This window comes from bacterium (genome assembly GCA_020444325.1).
Classification (GTDB): domain Bacteria; phylum Bacteroidota; class Ignavibacteria; order SZUA-365; family SZUA-365; genus BM516.
Genome location: JAHLLD010000016.1, coordinates 98,425 through 118,804, shown reverse-complemented (window position 1 = coordinate 118,804; position 20,380 = coordinate 98,425). Strand labels below are relative to the sequence as shown.

General features: G+C 56.9%; 10 protein-coding genes. 2 read left to right on the top strand and 8 right to left on the bottom strand.

Annotated features, from left to right (window positions below):
• Positions 1-128 precede the first annotated feature (128 nt).
• Both KQI65_16930 and KQI65_16925 read right to left on the bottom strand, forming a co-directional pair.
• Positions 129-3,437 (bottom strand): T9SS type A sorting domain-containing protein, encoded by a 3,309-nt coding sequence (locus KQI65_16930; GenBank protein MCB2206431.1) that lies wholly within the window; start codon positions 3,435-3,437, stop codon positions 129-131.
• A gap of 945 nt (positions 3,438-4,382) precedes the next feature.
• Entirely contained in the window at positions 4,383-9,371 is a 4,989-nt protein-coding gene (locus KQI65_16925) for a T9SS type A sorting domain-containing protein (GenBank protein MCB2206430.1), read from the bottom strand.
• A gap of 358 nt (positions 9,372-9,729) precedes the next feature.
• Here KQI65_16925 and KQI65_16920 point away from each other — a divergent pair, with 358 nt between their 5' ends.
• Positions 9,730-11,166 (top strand): RtcB family protein, encoded by a 1,437-nt coding sequence (locus KQI65_16920; protein MCB2206429.1) that lies wholly within the window; start codon positions 9,730-9,732, stop codon positions 11,164-11,166.
• Between the two features lie 50 nt (positions 11,167-11,216).
• On the opposite strand, the gene KQI65_16915 is transcribed toward KQI65_16920, so the two are convergent.
• Entirely contained in the window at positions 11,217-11,525 is a 309-nt protein-coding gene (locus KQI65_16915) for a hypothetical protein (GenBank protein MCB2206428.1), read from the bottom strand.
• Here KQI65_16915 and KQI65_16910 point away from each other — a divergent pair.
• Positions 11,524-12,309, top strand: a complete 786-nt coding sequence (locus KQI65_16910) for a DUF4382 domain-containing protein (GenBank protein MCB2206427.1) — start codon at positions 11,524-11,526, stop codon at positions 12,307-12,309. The genes KQI65_16915 and KQI65_16910 overlap by 2 nt on opposite strands.
• A gap of 69 nt (positions 12,310-12,378) precedes the next feature.
• Here KQI65_16910 and KQI65_16905 read toward each other — a convergent pair whose 3' ends face one another.
• The 5 genes from KQI65_16905 to KQI65_16885 form a co-directional block, all read right to left on the bottom strand.
• Positions 12,379-12,714: a hypothetical protein gene (locus tag KQI65_16905; GenBank protein MCB2206426.1), complete on the bottom strand. Its 336-nt coding sequence runs from the start codon at positions 12,712-12,714 to the stop codon at positions 12,379-12,381.
• Positions 12,715-12,770: 56 nt separating this feature from the next.
• On the bottom strand, positions 12,771-14,555 hold the full coding sequence (locus tag KQI65_16900; protein MCB2206425.1) for an efflux RND transporter periplasmic adaptor subunit: 1,785 nt from the start codon (positions 14,553-14,555) through the stop codon (positions 12,771-12,773).
• Positions 14,556-14,565: 10 nt separating this feature from the next.
• Entirely contained in the window at positions 14,566-15,849 is a 1,284-nt protein-coding gene (locus KQI65_16895; protein ID MCB2206424.1) for a TolC family protein, read from the bottom strand.
• A complete protein-coding gene (locus tag KQI65_16890; protein ID MCB2206423.1) occupies positions 15,839-19,648 on the bottom strand; it encodes an efflux RND transporter permease subunit in 3,810 nt (1,269 codons plus the stop codon). Before KQI65_16890 ends, KQI65_16895 begins: the two co-directional genes overlap by 11 nt.
• Positions 19,649-19,759: 111 nt before the next feature.
• Positions 19,760-20,149, bottom strand: coding sequence for a hypothetical protein (locus tag KQI65_16885; protein MCB2206422.1), 390 nt, complete (start codon positions 20,147-20,149; stop codon positions 19,760-19,762).
• Positions 20,150-20,380 lie beyond the last annotated feature (231 nt).

Genomic DNA, 20,380 nt, shown 5'->3' with positions numbered 1-20,380 from the left:
AAGTTGTTCGGAAATCTCATGGCGGTGCCGCATGCTGTGCAGGATGATTTAAAAAAATATTCAATGGAGAGGTGGCACGCGCCACCTCTCCATATCGTCGTGTGGTGTTGTACGAGGCAACAACATAATTAACGGACGACGGTAATCGTACGACTCGTCTGTCCCTCTTCACTGCGAGCACGCAGCAAGTAGGTTCCGGTATTCAGATCATACGCTGATGGACTGAATCTGACCGTAAGTTCGGACCTCTCCATGAACCCACTATACAGGACCGCGATTCGTCGGCCTAGCAGGTCATAGAGTTCGAAGCTGACCGTCGCATCCACATCTGCATGCAGCGAAATAGCGACTTCACATCCGGAATGTGCGGGCTGAGGCCAGATATCGATGATCGTCAGCTGACCAGGTTGTATTGGCAGGGCCTCATCCCGGGTTCGCTTCGCCCAATCAATGACAGTACTTCCGACATCCATTCGCGTGCCCATAATACCATTGTTCCCGGTCTGAGTATCATCCCAGAACACGGCAACCGTTGATGGGATGGACTGTTTCACGGTAGGACCTGTCTGCATATAGTTTCCCGGTCCAGGACCAACCATCTCCGGCTGTGGCCATTGCGCTCCGATATTTCCACTTGCTGGATCATAATCCATGTACTGCGCATAGATTTCCACTGGACGCGCAAGGCTACAGGGAGAACTCTCTCCGCCACCTTCCCATACGACCACACCACGAGGTGAGTAGTTTCCAGGGGATTGGTTTATGACGCGGGTGATATCAGGATACGATGGGCCTGGCAAACCTGCGGCAATCTGAAAATTGGCCGGGAACACTGTTGTCGGGCCAGGAAAAGCCACGCGGTTGGATTCGACCTTGTGATAAATCCAGGAGGTGCCGGGCACTGTGTACTTTGTATCCCACGCGATCAGTGCACCCATTTCAGCAATGTTGAAGACATTGTCCGACGCAATTGCCGGATATTTGCTGTCCGTGGGAACGGCATTGTTTGTCAGTTGTACCGGTGCGGACAAAGTCCATAGGCGACAATGTCGGAAGTATACATCAAATGGTGCTCCGGGTGCTTGCTGGTACGAATACGCAACAAGCGCAGCGCTCCCCGTAGCAATATCGTTGTTGTCGAGGTTGAGATCATGACCACCGAACGCGTTGTAGCCTGCGACCACATTGTTCTGATAAGATATGTTAGTAAATCGATCAACACATGTGATATCGATATTGCTATTCTGGACATCATTTGTCAAGATATACACGTACTTCACACCATCATACATGACATTCAGATCGGTATGCCACCCTGGTTGATTTGGGAACCATCCTGTGGCTTGAATTGGGGTAGTCACCACGTTGTTTTTAACTGTCCAGAGTCCACAATGAGCCTCTCTGCGCCCACCTCCATAATCAACTATGCCTGCAACAACAGCATGGTGATTAACGTCGTTGATTGCCGTAATACGTGGTTCGATTATGGGAGAGCCATAATAAAGCCAAGAACCGCCGCTAGCGTAATCTATCGTCGCTAAGGCGTTAATATGCACAGGAACAACAACTTGCGTCGGGTTTCCATTTAGCGGCTGCTGCTGCCAGACGACACGGGCACCTCCAGCTCCGTCTATACATACGTCCGGGAGTGACGCGTTCAGTGAAAATAGTTGCACCCCTGGTACGTTGTAGATACTCAGCGCCACGCCATTATTGCTCCACCGTGGAACACCGTCCTTGTCGAATTTCTGGATGAAGACGATGCGTGCTGCATCCCCGGGCTGCCCAAAGGGATAGCGCTCTTCATCCCAGACGACGTAGGTTGTTCCATCCGTGGTGTCACTGGCCATCCGGTAATTCTGCGCATCGTGTCCATATGTCCAGTATGCGAATTTGTCACGCCACTTCATGCCCGTGGGGCCGGTGCACTCGCCGGGTGTCTGCGCGTAGATGTTCTCGTCATCCTGATTGTCACCAGGAATCGGATCACGCCGACCATCCTGCCAGACAAAGACCTCCTTGTTCGCCTGGGGAAGGACTTGATCGGCCTTCGCCTCAGTGACCGGAAATCCATGCAGCGGCTGAAGCAGCATCCAGCCAGGGATGTAAATCTTCTGATAGTGGATGTTTGCTTCGACGCCATTGAAATGCTTCCAGACAAACACCGTGTTGTCGTACGAGCTTGACAACCCGATATTGTCCATCGAAAGCTGAGTCTGATCATACGGCAGGGCGCTGATGATATCTCCGTTCATGGCACCTGGATTTACGACGGCAGGAGTGATGGCATCAATCAGCCCGCCGTAAAGATCGATCCCGTTGACGGCATAGTCACGGTAATCCTCCCAACCGACAGTGACGTACGGTATGTACGTCTGCGAGATTTGATTGAAGTACTCGAAAAGTACTGGAATCGGACCGGTCTGCACGCCCGGTGCCGTGCATACCGGAGTACTGTTCTGCCAGTACGGCTGTCCCGGTTGATTGTTTGGAGAAAAGCCGAGATTGCTGATCGCCTGAAAGTAGATGTCCGTACTGCTCGCTCCCCCACCGACATCGTCTTCCCAGACCACAATTGCCCTGCGATCGGTCACGTACGGTTGTTTGCCGGTTGTGACAACTCGTGGAAGACGCTGATGTTCGCCGGTTGACGCATCAACGGCAACATCACCACCGAGACCACCAAATGTATACAGCTGATTGCCATCCGCGCTTATGCGGTTGACGAATACCGACCAGACCGGCATTCCGCTGGTCGCCCCGAGATACCGGTCATCCTGATAAGTGATCACCACTCCCTGTGTCATCAAACCCAGCATGTCCAGAGTGACGATATTATCGACATCGAGTTCGGGGTTGATCTGGTCGTGCTGAGGATTGGCGGAGACGGAAATACCGTTCGCGATCCAATTCGTCGGAGGTGGTGGGAACGTTGCGGATGCGCTTTTAATGTACTGAACGTACACGTCACGATTCACCGGCGACCACAGGTTGTTGCGATGGTCGATCCAGGTAATGAACGCGCCGTCCATAGTGCCTGCGATTCTCGGGCGTTCCGCGTGATAACCTGTCTGGCACACGGGAATCCCGTCCAGCGGCCAGGCCGGATCGGGCAATCCCGTCAACAGGTCAATACGTTGCGCCCAGATTTCGGCAACCTGCAGCGTGGGGTCGTTTCGATAATCCTCCCATACGACAATCACGCCGTTCATCCCGTCATACGCCGCACGTGGATTACGCTGATCATTGGCTGCCCGGCACACTGCCATGCCATCGAAACGATCCTTCACCGCATCGGCATTGACAGGTGCAGCAACCCACTGCGGTACCCCCGTCGAATTGTCAATGCTTTGAATGTAAATATCGGTACCGGTAGCGTCGTTACGTCGATCCTCCCACACAGTCACCGTCTGCGCAGTTTGCGTTGGTTGGGCCACGGTGGGATTTGTTTGATTCTCCCTCGCAATCGAGATATACCTGTCTTTCCATTCCGTCTGCGCGTTCAGTGTGACGGGGGTGCTCGTGACGAGCAATGCCAGGATGCATGCGATGCTGAAAAGTGTTGATCCGATGCGTCGGAATAGTATGCACGCAGCAGTGACGGTCAATACATGCACGCACGGCCTCTCACCGGCATGCGATAAAGTTGAATTCTTCATTGGAATTCCTGTAATTACTGGTGGTCTACGGACCTTGCCGGCCTTGTGGCACCTGATGCTTCTTTGCGGGAGACTCAGGTCCGTGAGGTCGGCTGTTGATTATTGCGCTCGGCGATACAGGGAGAACAGCCAGGTACGCAAGCGACCAAGCGGTGTCCATGTACCGATCATACGTTGGTTTCGTGGTTACGATGTTGTTGCGGATAACTCTGCGGTATCAGAAACAGGCGAACCTACTTCCCTCGCCGCGTGTCCTCTGTCCCAGCTTTGCCCCGTATGCCGACTCTTCGCGTCGCTCCCTTTGCACCCGGTGCTACATTTCATCCCCAGTCTCCAAACCTCACCTCTTCATTGGTAGAACAATCGCTGTATCGCCGCAGTGGCGTAGAATTCACGGTGTCCCCCATGCAGATCTTCAGGGAGACCGTTCCTCATATTTTCGGATTGCCGTAACCGATACCGAAAGATAAAAAAAAAAACCGCACAATGCAAGCATTTAATAACCTTTTTTTCGGGAATAGTACTCATAATGCTGCATGTGCTGCGATAAGGGAGTGGGTGGTTTTCGCCTCCGCTGCGCGGAGTCGTTGTCGGCAGGCGCCTTCGTATCTGCCAACACCAGCGCAATCACGCTGGTTAACACGGAAATCAGCAAATCCGCCCCCCCCCCCCCTCTTCCGCGAAAATCAGTAATACCCGTGAAAATCGGCGTTCCCATTGATCTCATCTGATCACCGATATAAGCCTCGACACCTGCGCACCGTCCGCAGCTGTGACGCGAAGTATGTAGCTTCCCGGAGTGAACTGTGCGCCGGACACAGATATCCTCCACTGTTCGCCAGCTTCTAGCGTGCGGGAAAGTCGTTCGCGTCCGAGCATGTCGTACAGGGACAGACGATAGCTCTCATCTCCCGCACCCGCAATGGCCACCTGCAGCATACCACCGATCGTGACCGGCTGCGGCCATGCTTCGAGGGTTAACGCGGTGGGTAGAGACGGATCGCCAACACCGGTGCTCTTTCGAATCACGTATGTCACTGCGATGCTGCGATTCGATGGAGTTGCGGACACGTTCAGTGCGGCTGCGTGTCCACCCACATCGAGCATCGTGCTGTTCGGCTGCACAGCGACCGTGGCTTCCTGGCTGCCGGAGAGTGGATTTGCATTCAGCCAGGTTTCGGAAGGCTGCATGCTCCAGGGCATGGAGTTTCCCCCGCCCGTCCACAGGAGGACGTTCTGCGCAGCGGGGATTGGTCCGCCGCGCTCGGCTTCGAAGTACAGGTGCTTCGGCGAAAGCACGATACTGCCCGGGGAATCGAAGACGACTTCGATGGACGAACTGCACCCATCACCACTTCCCTGCTGATCACTGCGCCACTGCCAGCGAATGTCCACTGTTCCTACTGCCGTCAGCTGAGTGGACGGTGTGATCATCCACCACCGCGTGCAGGATGCGTTCGGGAGAAGTGTGCCGGGAGGGACAGGGCCCCCCTGCTGATTTGCAAACTCCGGCGATGTGAATAGCTGCGTGCTGTCCGATCCGTCAAGGATGAATTCGGGAGGAAGGACAATCGAAGCCTCACAGCCCGTGAGAGCGATTGTCCCGGTATTCGTCACCGTGTACGACACGAATAGCGGATTAGGGATGAAACGTTCGTAGTACGGATCTGCGTAGAGGGAATCGTGTCCACCGGTTGCACAGGCAATGCCCATCTCTTCCGGCCAGACTTCGATGTGAATAATCACGCTGCACTCTTTCCACTCGCTCTGCTCATCGGAACGGTAGCGCACGATGATTTCCTGATCCTCGGCGGTAGTTGCGGGCTGTGGGATGAGAATCCAGGTGAGATTCGCAGTGGAGTGACTGTCGAGGACGGAGATGGCTTTGCTCGCGGTTTCAGAAGGATCGAGCATGAACCGCGGCGACTGCGTGAGATCTATAACCGCTTCGATGTTCGTTTCTTCGGTGTCGAGAAGGTTCTCGAGTGAAAATGTTGCCGTAATCTCTTCAGGCTCATATCGCAGTTCCGCGCGATTGAAGTGCACCGAGTCTGTCGCGGTCATCGTGCAGATCAGCCCATCGAGTCCTTCAAGCGCGATCGTGTGCGTGCACACGGCAAGCACGCTGTCGTTCGCATCGTACGCGGTGACGGTACACTCCGCCGTGCGTGATGTACGCAGAATCAGCGCATGGAGGTTCCAGTCCATCGTGATATCATCGCCCGGATCAATGCTCCCACCCGCACGCACGAGCGGATCGAGACTGATAAGACCTGCTTCCGGGAATCCCGCAGCAGGAACGATGGCGAGCTCGTACCGGTCCACATCCACAGTTATCGTACCGGTGTTGGTGAGCGCGTAATGCAGCTGCGCCTGTTCTCGCGCTTGGATCTGTGCGATGGAGAGGGAATCCGTTCCCATGAGATCACAGATCACGCTTTTCTCGATCAGGATCACATCGATGGTGATCACATACACGCACGCGTACTGCACGCCGTCTGCTTCATAGGTGAAACGGATGGTATCGGACGCGTTCGACGAGGGCGGACGAGCGAGCACGAAACGCCAGTATGGTTCGTATGTCCCTCCTTCTGCGATATCGACCGGCGGACGACTCGCGGAATCACCCGGTGCAAGGGATACATGCGGAGCCGATGATGTATCAATCCAGGTACACACACCTGCACGCACAGTGTCGAGCGGACTGTCCAGATGCAGCGTCAGAGTGAGCAGACCAGGGTACGCCTGGCCGGATTTGGGATACCACCGGATCCGGGCAGGACCCGTGACCGCACATGGCAGATCCCGCACACCCGGCACGCGCGTCTCCGCCGCGCAGCTGCTGACCGGAACGTTGTAGATATCGAGAGCGTCTGTTTCGATGCGGATCGTGCGTGGAACGAGCACCGGATCGACAAGGACGAGGACATCAAATGCGTGTGTCGCGCCGGGTGCAAGCCGCAGGCCTGGGAACTGCGGAGTACCGACAATCCGGCAATGCTCGAAGGCACGCATGATAAAGGACGTGATATCGATCGTATCCTTCTCCAGATTCGTGAGGGTGACGTGATAAGTCACAGGTCCGGGATTGCCACCCGGAAACGGAGAATACCCAGATCCGCGCCAGAACAGCGAATCAGGACCCGCAACCGTACAGACAAGATTCGGGTCGGGCTCGTCGTAGACATTGACCACGATATCCTTCTCGCAGAGTTCCTCGCCCATCGGCCAGGTCTGGCCCGATTCCGGATCGACATAATACACGCGGCATCGGATCAGTGCGGTATCGGAGAGGCCGTGATCTGTCAAGAGTCCTGGATCGGTGATGCGCACCCGCCAGGAACAGTAGGCGGAATTTCCCGGAGCCAGCTCAGGCGGTGACATTTGCTGCGACGGCATTCCTGAGACAAGTTGCAAACCTGGAGGCAATTCGATCACAGCATGATCGATACGCGCGGATTTCGCGGCGCTGTAGTTGGTGACCGTATATCCTACCGTGAATTCGTCGGGAGCATAATACCCTCGTCGGCGCTCGATATGAATGGTATCCGGCGTTACGATCTCGCATCCCACCTGCCAGCAGGGCGTGTAAAAGCGAAAGCGCGTGAGATAGAAAAACCCCAGTTCCGCTGTGGAGAGCGGTTTCCACGAGTTGAAGTACCGATAATTCTCCTTCCAGTACGTACGGCCCAGGAGATAGGAGTATCCGTGTGCGTCGGTCGACAGCGTTCCGTCAGAATCGAAATATTTCGGGATATACGCCGCGTCCCAACCCGTAGCGGTGCGCACACGCAGGTCATCGCCGATGTCGAGGAAGAAGTGTTCGTGCAGAGTGTCCCCCACACTGCTGACGGGATCCACCGGCCGGAGAATATCTCGCCGGATCATGTTCGGGCATGTCCACAAATATCCGCCACAGGTGTTGTTTCGTGTGAGCTTCGACATGGCGCTGAATCCTTGCGAACGCCCATAGTACACACCATAGAGAAATTCTCCCGCGGCGCTCATGCGCATCGCCCATTTCAGCTGGTCCGAACCCGAACCGGAAGGCGGCGACACCACGGCATCATCGATCCAGCCGGGAGGAAGCGAGGGAGGTTCCGGCGAATCCTGGACGGTGTTACCAAAAACATCAATCTGTCCATCGGCGCGAATGTTGACCGAGAAAATGCCTCCAAATACCCCACCCCAACGATCCCCGGAAATGTCCGGAAAATCGATGTGCCTGGCGAACAGCATCCGTTTACCGTCCGCTGACAGCTTCGCAACCAGGTAGCCATCGTACTCACCACGTCCGATACCGGGGATGGTCACGGTGTCGTTAGCTGATTCTGATATATTGAATGCAAGCAAAAGATTGCCATCTCCGTCAGGATTGATGTCGCTCACATAGTTGGTGAATCCGCCCGCAACATGCGGGGCCTGCGTCATAGCAATGACGTACGAGAGAAAAACGAGGGAATCCAGGCCGTGCGTAAGCCGCGCACAGGCTACGGCGTGTTTCGCGGCATCGCGGTTCGAGCCGAGAAGCGCGTTGGGCGTGGTGCGGAGAGGTGCGTAATTGCTTTCGCCCGCAACGAAAACACCGCGATCCGAGACAACGAGATGCTTCACCCAGAAATGCCCCGGCCCCCCCAGATATGTAGAACCCCGGAGCATGCCATCCGGCGTGAGTCGGAGCAGGTATGGTGCGAAGGTTGTATCCAATACATTCGGACTGTACTCAGGAAAACCCTGATAAGTATTCGAGAGTAGCGGCATTCCCTCCTGCGTACCGACGACTCCATAGGCATCACCTTCGGAATCGACTGCCAGTGATCGCAGTCTGTTCTGTACAAGAGGAGGATCTCCCCTGATGTACGTGCAATACCGGTAATCTCTTCCGGTGCTGTCGAATCGCATGACGAAAACAGCCCCTCTGTCGTAGAGTGTGTCCTGAAGGGCGTTTCGAAGTGGTAACGCCGGGTCGCCAGTCCATCCCAGCAGTACAAGCTCGCCGTTGCGCGTCACTGCATGGCAACCGTGGTCCTGACCGAAATACAACCCGGTATTGTATTCCATCGTCAGGGCGAGCGTGTCCTTGAATTTGAAACCGCCGTTTGAGATCGAATTGACCGCGGCACCTGCAAGCGCTTCGTTCAGCATGATACGGATCTCACCGGCTCCCGCACCACTTGCTTTTAGACAGTTTTGCGCCAAATTCGTACCAGGCGCAATAAAAAAAGTCTGTCGCAGGACCCCGTTCTCTCCAACGGTATATTCCATGTCGACACCATCCCAAATATTCTGGTACCGTACGGCTCGGTGATTGGAGACCGATTCATGCCAGTTCGCCGAATCTCGCCCAAGGTAGAACTGCGTACGAGCGAAGGTCGTATCCGCCGCGACAACCCGCATTCGTGGCGACGGGTTCTGAAAAGTGAGTTTTACCATCTCCTGATCCGCTCGCGGTTTGGTACTGATGCCGAGTTCTTCTGGAAACTTCAGCGACTTCCTGGATCGAACAAGGACAATCCCGTCATCGCACAGCCACGCAGAACTCTGCGTCCCGAGCGCGGCGAACCGAACCTGCGTATCCCACTGTCCGGCGTTCGCGGTGAAATACACCGGTGCGTTGTGTATGAGGACGGAATCCTGTGACGAACCGGCCTGAGCCTTGCCGAGTACAAGAAGGAGCAGTACTGCGTGGAGGGTGAGCTGACAGAGTTTCATACCGAACCTCCTGTTTCGAGCCGATACTCGGTGAACGGTGCTTTAAAGAGGCAGGGCACCAGCCCCGCAGCGTACTATCCAAAGCCGATGCGATGACGGTCATGTCACGGGGTGCTTCCTCCCCCGGGAAGAAACAACCCTCTCCCCTGTGTCGACCAGACCGCAATCCACACGAAACGGAAACAGCGAGAATACAGGCAGCACAGGTTCCTGATACCTTACGATTTTTATTTCTGGATGTCAATATCTCTTGTATATCGGTGTCAATGCACGTTGCTCTCAGCGCATCTACGTTTGATTGAATCTCTCCACAATGTTCCCAATATTTCCTGCGATACACGAGAGAAAGGAAGCGAATATGAAACTGCGACAGATCGACGAGAACAGCTGGGAAATCCCGAAAACGGGCGGGATGCGGGTTCCGGGACGCGTGTATGCAAGTGCGGCGATGATGGATGTCATCCGGCAGGATAAAAGCCTGGAGCAGGTGTCCAACGTTGCCCATTTGCCGGGTATCGTCCGCTATTCCCTCGCGATGCCGGATATTCACTGGGGCTACGGCTTCCCCATCGGCGGCGTCTGCGCGACGGACAGCGAAGAAGGCGTCATTTCCCCCGGCGGAGTGGGATATGACATCAACTGCGGCGTACGCCTTGTGGCGACGAAACTGAAGGATGCGGATGTGCGTCCACGCATCCGCCAGCTCGTAAGCAGCCTCTTCCAACACGTCCCCACCGGTGTGGGGGCCTCCCGTGCGATAAAAAAGTTATCGAAAAAGGAACTGCGCGATGTGGCCCTCCAGGGCGCGGCCTGGGCCGTGCAGCGGGGATTCGGGAGTGAGGAACAATTGCAGTTCATCGAAGAAGGCGGCTGCCTGGCGGATGCGGATCCGGAGGCAGTGGATGCGCGGCCCTGGCAGCGCGGTGCCGATCAGCTGGGAACGCTCGGCTCGGGCAATCACTTCCTGGAAATCGGACGCGTGGACGAAATCCATCACCCGGAAGCGGCGGAGCGTTTCGGGCTGGAGACGGACGGTATCGTGGTGCTGATTCACTGCGGCAGCCGCGGCTTCGGCTACCAGGTCTGCGATGATTTCCTGAAGGTCACGCAGCGCGCCACGGAGAAATACGGCATTGCAATACCGGATCGTCAGCTTGCCTGCGCTCCCCTGCGCAGTGATGAGGGACGCGCATACATCGGCGCCATGCGCTGTGCTGCGAATTACGCGTTCGCCAATCGCCAGGTCATCATGCATCTCGCCGAGAAGGCGTTTCTCGAAGCACTGGCGATCTCTCCGCGTGATGCCGGCTTCCAGCCCGTGTACGACATCTGCCACAACATCGCAAAGTTCGAGACGCATGAGGTGGATGGCAGTCCGCAGCGCGTCTGCATGCACCGCAAAGGCGCCACGCGGGCGTACGGACCGAAAAATCCTCACGTCCCTGCCAAATACCGCGATCTCGGACAACCCGTGCTGATTCCCGGCGATATGGGACGCTACTCCTACCTCACCATCGGCACCGACAAGGCCATGCGTGAAACCTTCGGAAGCTCCTGTCACGGCGCGGGACGCCACATGAGCCGCAAAAAAGCGATGAAAGCCAGCGTAGGACGCGACATGATCGCCGAACTGCGCGACCGCGGCGTCGAAATCCAGGCCACCGGCAAACGCACCATCGCCGAAGAAATGCCCCACGCGTACAAGGATGTCGCAGACGTCGTCTCCGTCATGCACAATGCGGGAATTACGCTGCGGGTGGCGCGGTTTAAGCCACTTGGGGTAATTAAAGGATAGTTTTTGCCCCGTAGAATCGATTTCGATTTTCCGGCTTCGTTTCGCTTCGCTCAACTACGCCGCGACAGGCGATTTCGATTTCGATTTTCCGGCTTCGTTTCGCTCCGCTCAACTACGCCGCGACAGGCGATTTCGATTTCGACATCGATTTCGACTTCGACTTCGATTTCGATTTCGACTTCGATTTCGATTTCGATCTCGGGCTTCGTTAGCGCAGCGTGACGTAGGCGGGCGCGACAGGAACCATGAGTGCGTATATTGCGTAGTATTGAGTATGTTAGCGCATCCTCAGAGCGCAAAAAAGCATCAAACTGGGTAGATAGAGCAATTTCGATCAATATCAATGAAGAGGTTCCCATGAAATCAACTCGAATTCTTCTGGCATTGCTGTTGGCTGTCACACTGGGCTTCACGGCCTGCAGTGATGACGACGATGGCAATCAGCCTGCAACGAAAGCAACCATTGCAGTCAGTCTGACCGATGCTCCTGCGGAATACGATGAGGTCAACATCACGTTCAGTGAAGTCGCCGTCAGCATGAATGGCGGTTGGGTCGTGCTCTCCGGCAACCCTGTTACCATCAATCTTCTGGAGTGGAACAACGGCAATTCCATCGAACTGGGACGCGCGGATGTGGATCCCGGCAAGGTGACGCAGATCCGCCTGATGGTTACTGATGCAGAAGTGGTGGTCGATGGCGTGACCCATACGGTAACCATTCCCAGCGCGGAGCAGACGGGACTCAAGCTCATCACCAACTTTGATCTCGTTGCCGGTTCCACGTATGAATTCGTGATCGATTTCGATGCCCATGCATCCATCGTCACTACGGGCAATCCGCAGCATCCCAACGGTTACAAGCTGAAGCCGACACTTCGCGTGGTTGAAATGGCGACGACCGGATCCATCTCCGGCACCGTGAGCAATCCCGAAAGCGCTCCCCTCGCCGTCGCCTCGCAGAATGGCGTGGAAGTCACCTCGACGCCGGTGGACATCACGACGGGCGAGTTCCGCATTGCCTACCTGCCCCCCGGCGAGTATGATATCACCATCACCGACACGATGGACAACACCTACAGCCAGACGGGCATCACCGTCACCGCCGGAGCAGACAACGCCATCGGCACTGTGACGCTGGAATAAGATTATCGAATGTTCAACGAAAAAGGGTCCCGTGTGGGACCCTTTTTCGTTGCTGCGATGATCGAGCGATTAATAGCTGCTCTCTTCGCCTTCGTCCATGTTGCCGTGATCGTGACCTTCATGGTCCCCTTCGTGCATGTGACCATCTTCCATGTGGCCGTCATCTGCGGCGCCCTGCTCGACAAGGTCCATGCCGCAGACGGGACAGGTACCGGGCTCGGCATAGGTTTTTTCGCCTTCGCATTTCATCGGGCAGTAGAACACGGCCTGTGTTGCTTCACCGTTGCTGTCCATTTGCTCGGTGCCTTCATTCTGCATGCCTTCGTCCTGCTTGTCGGATTCTCCACCGCCACATGCGGTGAACAACATGATCGCTGCGAGCATTGCAAAAAACGTGGTTTTCATGGCGTCTCCTTTATTTGATTTGTGGATTGTAAGCGAAGATGTTCTTCACTGAAATGTTATTTACGTGCTTCGTTTGTACCTATGGCGCCTTTGACAACGCCGCATTTGAGCATGGCATCGCCGAAATACGGGTTGCGGATCTCCGGCGAGGAGGTCAGCCAGTATGCACCGTCATCGTTAAATGCCATGGGACAGTATGCAAGGTACACTGTATCACCCTCCACGCCAAACGTGGTGAGTGCCGCCTGCAATTGTCCGCCCAGCTCCGCGTAGCGCAGACGCTGCTTTTCGAGATCACGGGACTGCTGAAGGGATTCCAGGTCGCCGGTGAGGGATTTCCGTAGTTCCGCCCAGCGGAGTTTCCCGCGATCCGAGAGTCCGGACGTTCCCATATCCGGCAGCATTTCCCGCATGGCCACTGCCGCTTTCGGCACGGCGGAGGGATCGGAGGCGATGAGTGCCTCGCTGATTTTTTCATAGCTGCTGAACAGCGTGTGCAATTGTCGGCGAAAATCCGCAGGCACGCCTCGCATGCGTTCCACATGCCCGTGCGGCATGCCATGCGCCCTGTCCATACCCGCAGCGGCTGCGGGATTCATCATGCTCGCCTTGCCCTGCAACTGTGCCGCCGCATCGAGGGAAAATGTCCCCTGCGCGACAACGCGCTCACCTGCACCGAGACCACTCTCAACAATGTAGCTGTCGCCCGCTTCGGCCCCGAGACGCACCTCGCGGTAGTGGAATACGGGGTCCGGCGACTCAGGATCGCGCACCCAGACGACGGAGCGTTCACCGGTCCAGAGCACGGCACTGCGCGGAATGACCAGCGCCTTCTCCTTTCCTTCAAGCAGACTCTTCACATGCCCGGTGGCGAACATTTCCGGTTTGAGCAATCCCGCGCTGTTCTGCATTTCCACACGCACATGCGCCACGCGTGTGGAGGGATCGATGACCGGATCGATGAAACTGATGCGTGCTTCGAACTCTCGTCCCGGTACCGCCGCCAGGGTGAATTGCATGGGCATTCCCTCGCGCAGCCACGCGAGATCGCTCTCATAGGCGTCGAACTGCAACCACACGCGCGAGAGATCAGCGATGGCGAAGAGGGACTGTCCCTCACGCACATAATCCCCTTCACTGACATGGCGCATGAGCACGGTTCCGGCCTGCGGCGAAAGAATATCGAGCGTGCGGCGAACCTGTCCGCTTTGCTCTATCGCGCTGATCTGCTCGTCGGTCAGGTCCCAGTAACGCAGCTTGCTGCGCGCGGCGTCGAGGTAGGCCGGACTCCGATCCTTCATCTTCACGGCCTCGAGCAATTCCTTCTGCGCCGCAATAAGATCGGGGGAATAGAGTTCGGCAAGTTTCTGTCCATGTCCGACCCGCTGTCCGGTGGTATTCACGAACAGCTTCTCAATACGCCCCGCTACCCGGGCGGTGATTTCCGCCTCGCGTGTCTCATCGGGCTGCACTTTGCCGGGCAGTCGAATCTCGCGGTATGGCAATTCCTTCTGCACGCGCACGGTGCGGATGTTCGCTGCCTGTACGGCCTCTTCGGTCATCTGCAGCCGATCCGGGGAGTCCGCCGAGGCGTCCTTGTCGAGTGGAATCAGCTCCATGCCGCAGATCGGACAAAGTCCGGGTTCATCCTGCTGAATCTGCGGATGCATCGAGCAGGTCCATATCGTGTGCGTTTCCGTGGATGCGGCGTGGTCGTGTTCGCCTGCGCCGGTGCTGCTGCCGGACCCGCCTCCGAAAAACAACCAACCGAGCGCCATTCCTGCAAACAGGAGTCCGGCAATCTGCAGCACCCGCCTGATATTCCATTGCTTCATATTCATCGTCATTGTGCTATTCCTTATCCTGTGCAGTCAGATATTCAATTTCATCGGCCGCAATGCGGGCCCGGGTCCGTGCACGTTCGCCGTCGAGCGCATGGCGCAGTACATCGCGTTCCACCGTCAGCAGATCTTCAATGCCCGCACTGCCGGTGCTGTATTCCTTCATCAGTACATCAAGGGTTTCGCGTGAGAGCTTTTCGAGCCGCTTCGCCAGTTCCAGCGCACGCCGGGCTTCGCCAAGATCACGCATGCGGGCACTGAGCTGCGTCGCGAATCGCTGCTGCAGCTCCTCCCGCTCCGCATCTGCAGCGCGTGCCCGCAACTGAGCTTCCTCCTCCATCGCGCCGTAGCGTGATCCGAAAAGCGGGAAGGAAACGCCAACCTGTGGAATAATGGCGTCGCGTCCGTTATCCGGAACATCAATGTCGTCACGCGGAGCAATGGAGGTGTAGGTGAGTCCGAGAGTGAATGATGGATACCCCTGTTTCTCTGCGGCGCTGCCGCGGGCGGACCAGTACCTCCCCTCCTCTTCCAGCTCACGCAGCCGCGGATGCTGTCGGGTACGCTGATCAAGAGCGTTCTCACCCTCCATCACCACAGGGATGGGAAGAGAGTCCGGAAGCAGCAGCATGTCGCCCCGCACGTCATGGCGCACGAGACGGGACAACTCACGCAGCAGGGGACGCCGGTCATCGACCACATCCTCCAGCGAGGTTTCGAGCTTCGCAATCTCGGCGTCCAGACGCAGCAGATGTGAAAACGGCTGCTTCCCCGTTTCGTAGCGACTGAAGGCGATTTCACGCAACGAACGTACCAGTGCGAGATGCTGGCGCGTGATATCTTCGCTGCGATGCAGGACGTACAACTGATACCAGCTGCGCCTCAGATCGAGAAGCACGCGCAGACGGGTGTCCTCAATCCGCGTATGCTGCTGACGGGAACGTGCTTCAGCTGCATTTTCTTCAGCACCGAGCGTCCCGAACCAGGGGAAGGATTGTGAAACACTGATAGATGCGCGCTGGGGTCCGAGCCGGGTTTCCACGGGCTGGACGAAATATCCGAAGCCGACTTTGGTGTCGGGCAGCGCTGTGGTCTGCGTCTCCTGTTCCCGTGCCGCGTCGTAGCGCAGCCTCGAAGCCGTGATGCCGGCGTTGCGCTGAAGGGCCATATCCTCGAGTTCGGACAATGTCACCTTCGACGCGGGAAGCGCATCCTCCGCCTCCTGCTGCGCAAGCAGCAGTGCGGGGATAAGCAGGACAAGCAGTATTGCGGGAATGATATGATTACGCTTCATGACTGCCCTCCTTTTTCATCGAACGGATTTCCTTCCTCTCCTCCAGCCAGCTGTACAGCACGGGCACGACGAACAGTGTGACCAGCGCGACAGCCATGCCTCCGAAACTGGGAATGGCCATGGGTACCATGATGTCCGACCCCCTTCCGGTGGATGTCAGCACCGGCAGCAGGGCCAGCAGCGTTGTGGCCGTGGTCATGAGACAGGGACGAATCCGTCGCTGTCCCGCTGCGATCACGGCCTCCCGCACTTCCTTCACGCCGAACGGCTTGTGGCTGCGGAAGCTCTGATCGAGATACGTCGCCATCACCACACCGTCATCGGTCGCGATGCCGAATAGCGCGATGAAGCCCACCCACACGGCGACACTGAGGTTCACCGGGTGCATCTGGAAAATGTGCCGCAGGTTTTCCCCGAACACCGGGAAGTTCATGAACCACCCCTGTCCATACAGCCAGATGAGAATGAATCCCCCGCTGAACGCCACGGCAATGGCGGAGAATATCATCATGGTCACCGGGACGGAACGGAACTGCAGGTAGAGGATGAGAAATATCACGAGCAGCGAAATCGGGATCACAATGCTGAGCCGCTTCTCGGCGCGAATCTGGTTTTCATAACTGCCTGCGAATTTCCAGGACACACCGGGGGGAACGGTGAGCGCGCCCGCCGCAATGCGGTCTTTCAAATGCTGCTGCGCACGCTGCACCACATCCACTTCCGCTTCGCCTTCCTCGCGGTCGAAGATCACATAGCCGACGAGGAAAGTGTCTTCGCTTTTGATACTCTGGGGACCGCGTTCATACTTGATCCGGGCAACCTCGCCGAGAGGAATCTGCACGCCCATGGCAGCGGGAAGCAGAATCTTCCTGAGTGCATCAGGATCGCCGCGCAATTCACGGGGATAGCGCACGCGCATCGCGTAGCGCTCCCTTCCCTCTACCGTCGTGCTCAACGGCATGCCACCCACGGCGACCTCGAGGTACTGCTGCGCATCCGCAATGCTGATGCCGTAGCGCGCCAGCGCATCACGTTCCCACTCTATCTCCATATACGGTTTGCCGACGATGCGGTCGGCGAACACCGCGGAAGCTTTCACTCCGGGCACCTGTTTGAGTTCATCTTCAAGCTCGAGACCGAACTTCTCGATGGTCTCGAGGTCGGGACCATACACCTTGATACCCATCGGAGCGCGCATGCCCGTCTGCAGCATGACGAGACGCGTCTCGATGGGCTGCAGTTTGGGTGCGGAGGTGACACCGGGAATGGACGAAGCCTTCACGATCTCCTGCCAGATGTCATCGGCACTGTGTATGTGGTCGCGCCAGTTCCGGAAATACTGTCCCCCATCATCCGGTACCAGCTTCCCCTGCGCGTCACGCACGAACTTCCCATCGTCATCCACACAAAAGCGGAGACGGTTGCCGTGCTCGTCGACCTTGTATTCGGGACGATAGAGGATGACGTTCTCATACATGGAGATCGGCGCGGGATCAAGCGGCGATTCCACGCGTCCCAGTTTCCCGACCACCTGTTCGACTTCCGGGATGGCGGCGACGGACATGTCGAGCTTCCGCACGACGCGGAGGTTTTCCTCCATACCCGCATGGGGCATGGATGTGGGCATAAGCAGGAAGGCGCCTTCATCCAGCGCCGGCATAAATTCCTTTCCCGTGCCGGGGAAGAGCGAGGACAGGTTTTTCCAGGGACGCGACTCCCGCAATTCGATTCCTGTTTTCTCCACGAGATCCGCTGCACCGCCGAAAATCCCTTCCACGCCCTGCCACACCAGCAATCCCCACAGCAGCAGGAACCCAACGATGCTCAGGAAGCGTCCCTTATGCTCGAGCGTCCATCGCAGGATAGGCGTGTAGAAACGGATGAGGAGCAGGAAGAAGCCGAGTACGAGGAGAATGATGGCGAGGATGAAAAGTCCGTTCACAAGGAGGGACTGATCGGCGCCCAGCGGCATCCACTTCTCGCTGAGCAACCAGGTGATGGAGAGCACGGCGACGGCGGGACTCACCCACTGCAGCCAGCGCTTGCCCTGCGGTTCGTAATACAGGCGCAGGGCGTTGCCGATGGCGATGAGCAGCAACGTTCCTCCGGCCCAGCTGAATCCCGCGATCCAGAGTGCAATGCCGCCTGCGGCGAGCAAGGCGGACCAGTACCATCCGAGTCCGCGAATACCGCGCTGCGCTTTCAGCACTCCCCGATTACGCAGCCGGAAGGAATACACCATGTGCGCTATGGCGGGAAGGAACACCAGCGCCACCACGACAGCCGCAAGAAGCGCAAAGGTCTTGGTGTATGCGAGAGGAGTAAAGAGCTTTCCTTCAGCTGCCTGCAGGGTGAAGACGGGCAGGAAGCTCACCACCGTGGTGGAAATCGCGGTGATGATTGCCGAGCCAACTTCCGTCGATGCGCGCGCAATAATGTCGCGCAGCGAATCGCCGGCGGGTGCTTCATCCATGTGCCGCAGGATGTTCTCGGTGAGAATGATACCCATATCCACCATCGTCCCGATGGCGATCGCGATACCGGAAAGCGCAACGATGTTTGCATCCACACCCACATATTTCATGGCGATGAACACCATCAGCACCGCAACGGGAAGCAGGCTGGATATCAGCAGCGATGCACGCAAGTTGATTACCATCACGATCACGACGATGATGGTAATGAGAATTTCGAGGGACAGCGCTTCTTCAAGCGTACCCAGAGTTTCCTTGATGAGCTGCGTGCGATCATAAAACGGAACGATATGCAGTTTGGAAACGCGTCCATCATCGAGGACCTTCTCCGGCAGTCCCGCTTCGATCTCGCTGATCTTTTCCTTCACCCGATCGATGACGGCGAGTGGATTGTCGCCGTACCGCGCTACGACCACGCCGCCCGCGACTTCGGCGCCCGTCTTGTCAAGTGCCCCGCGGCGGGTGGCGGGTCCGACAGTGACATGCGCCACGTCTCGCACACGAATCGGCGTATTGTCGCGCACCTTCACCACTGCACTTTCGATGTCGGAGATGTTCTTCACGTAACCGAGTCCGCGCACGAAGTACTCGACGCGATTGATTTCGATAGTCTTGGCGCCGACATCGACATTGCTTTCCCGCACACCTTTGACGACGTCACGCAACGTGACGCCATGCGCCTTCATTGCATCGGGATCAATGTCGATCTCGTATTCTTTTACGTACCCACCAACGGAGGCGACTTCAGCCACCCCCTGCACGCTGCTGAGTGCGTATTTCACATAGTAATCCTGCACCGAGCGCAGCTCGTCGAGATCCCAGCCTCCGAGGGGATTCCCCTCATTGTCCCTTCCCTCAATCGTGTACCAGAACACCTGTCCCAGTGCCGTGGCATCGGGGCCCAGCTGCGGCTGCACGCTTGAAGGCAGTGTGTTGGGAGGAAGGGAATTGAGTTTTTCGAGGATGCGGGATCGGGACCAGTAGAAATCCACCCCGTCTTCAAAAATCACATAGATGCTGGAGAAGCCGAACATGGAATTCGAGCGTATCGTTTTCACGCCTGGGAGTCCGAGAAGCGCCGTGGTGAGCGGATAGGTGATCTGATCCTCCACATCCTGTGGCGATCTCCCCTTCCACTGTGTGAAGACGATCTGCTGATTTTCCCCGATATCCGGAATGGCGTCCACCGGTACCGGGTCGCGGGGCAGCACATCGTTCTCCCACGCGAACGGCGCGGTCATCACGCCCCAGCCCAGCAGCAGAATCAGCAGGCTGAAGGTGACGACTTTATTGTCGAGGAAGAAACGAATGATGGTGTTGAGCATGGAGCATATCCTTGTTCAAAAATGAACTGTTCATGTCATGGCCGGACGGGACATGGCAACGCCGCGGAACAGATAGAAATACCTGTCCACGTACCTGAGGATATGCGGGACTTAATTCAGGAAGGATTGAATGAGAATGGGGATGGCACTTCCGGGTGGGAGTCCGGGAGGACCGTGGGAAATCGGGCGCAGCGCAAGGACAGGCTGCACGGGAGCAGGCTCGCTGTCGAAGGCGACCGGAAGCATGACCGGTGCCGCGTTGAGCTGATGCTGGTCGAACGAAGCGACGAACACCGTCTGCACATCCAGCACCTTGCTGCTTACCCTGTCTTCACAACTCGGGCAGCGGTCCATATCATCACCACAGCAGCTTGCGTGATCGGCATCCACCGCCACCGCCGTGTACCGGGCTGCCCCGTGACAGTAATGCGTATTCACGGTAACTCCGGTGATGCTCACCAGCAGCAGCAGTATCATCGATATGGAAAAGCTCTTTTTCACGACAAGTAACATCCGGATTCCTGCGCAGGAATGCAAGTCATTAGCCACAACGGTAGAATGGGCAACTCCGTTCCATCCCACAACTCGCCCACATTATTGCATGACTTATCATACATTAGCCGGCAATTCCCGGATAGCGCATGATTATTCAGACGGGGAAGAGAAATGAATCGCTGTCCCCCGAAAAGGCATCAGACAACTACATTCGCGCTTGCGGATGATTCGAAATCG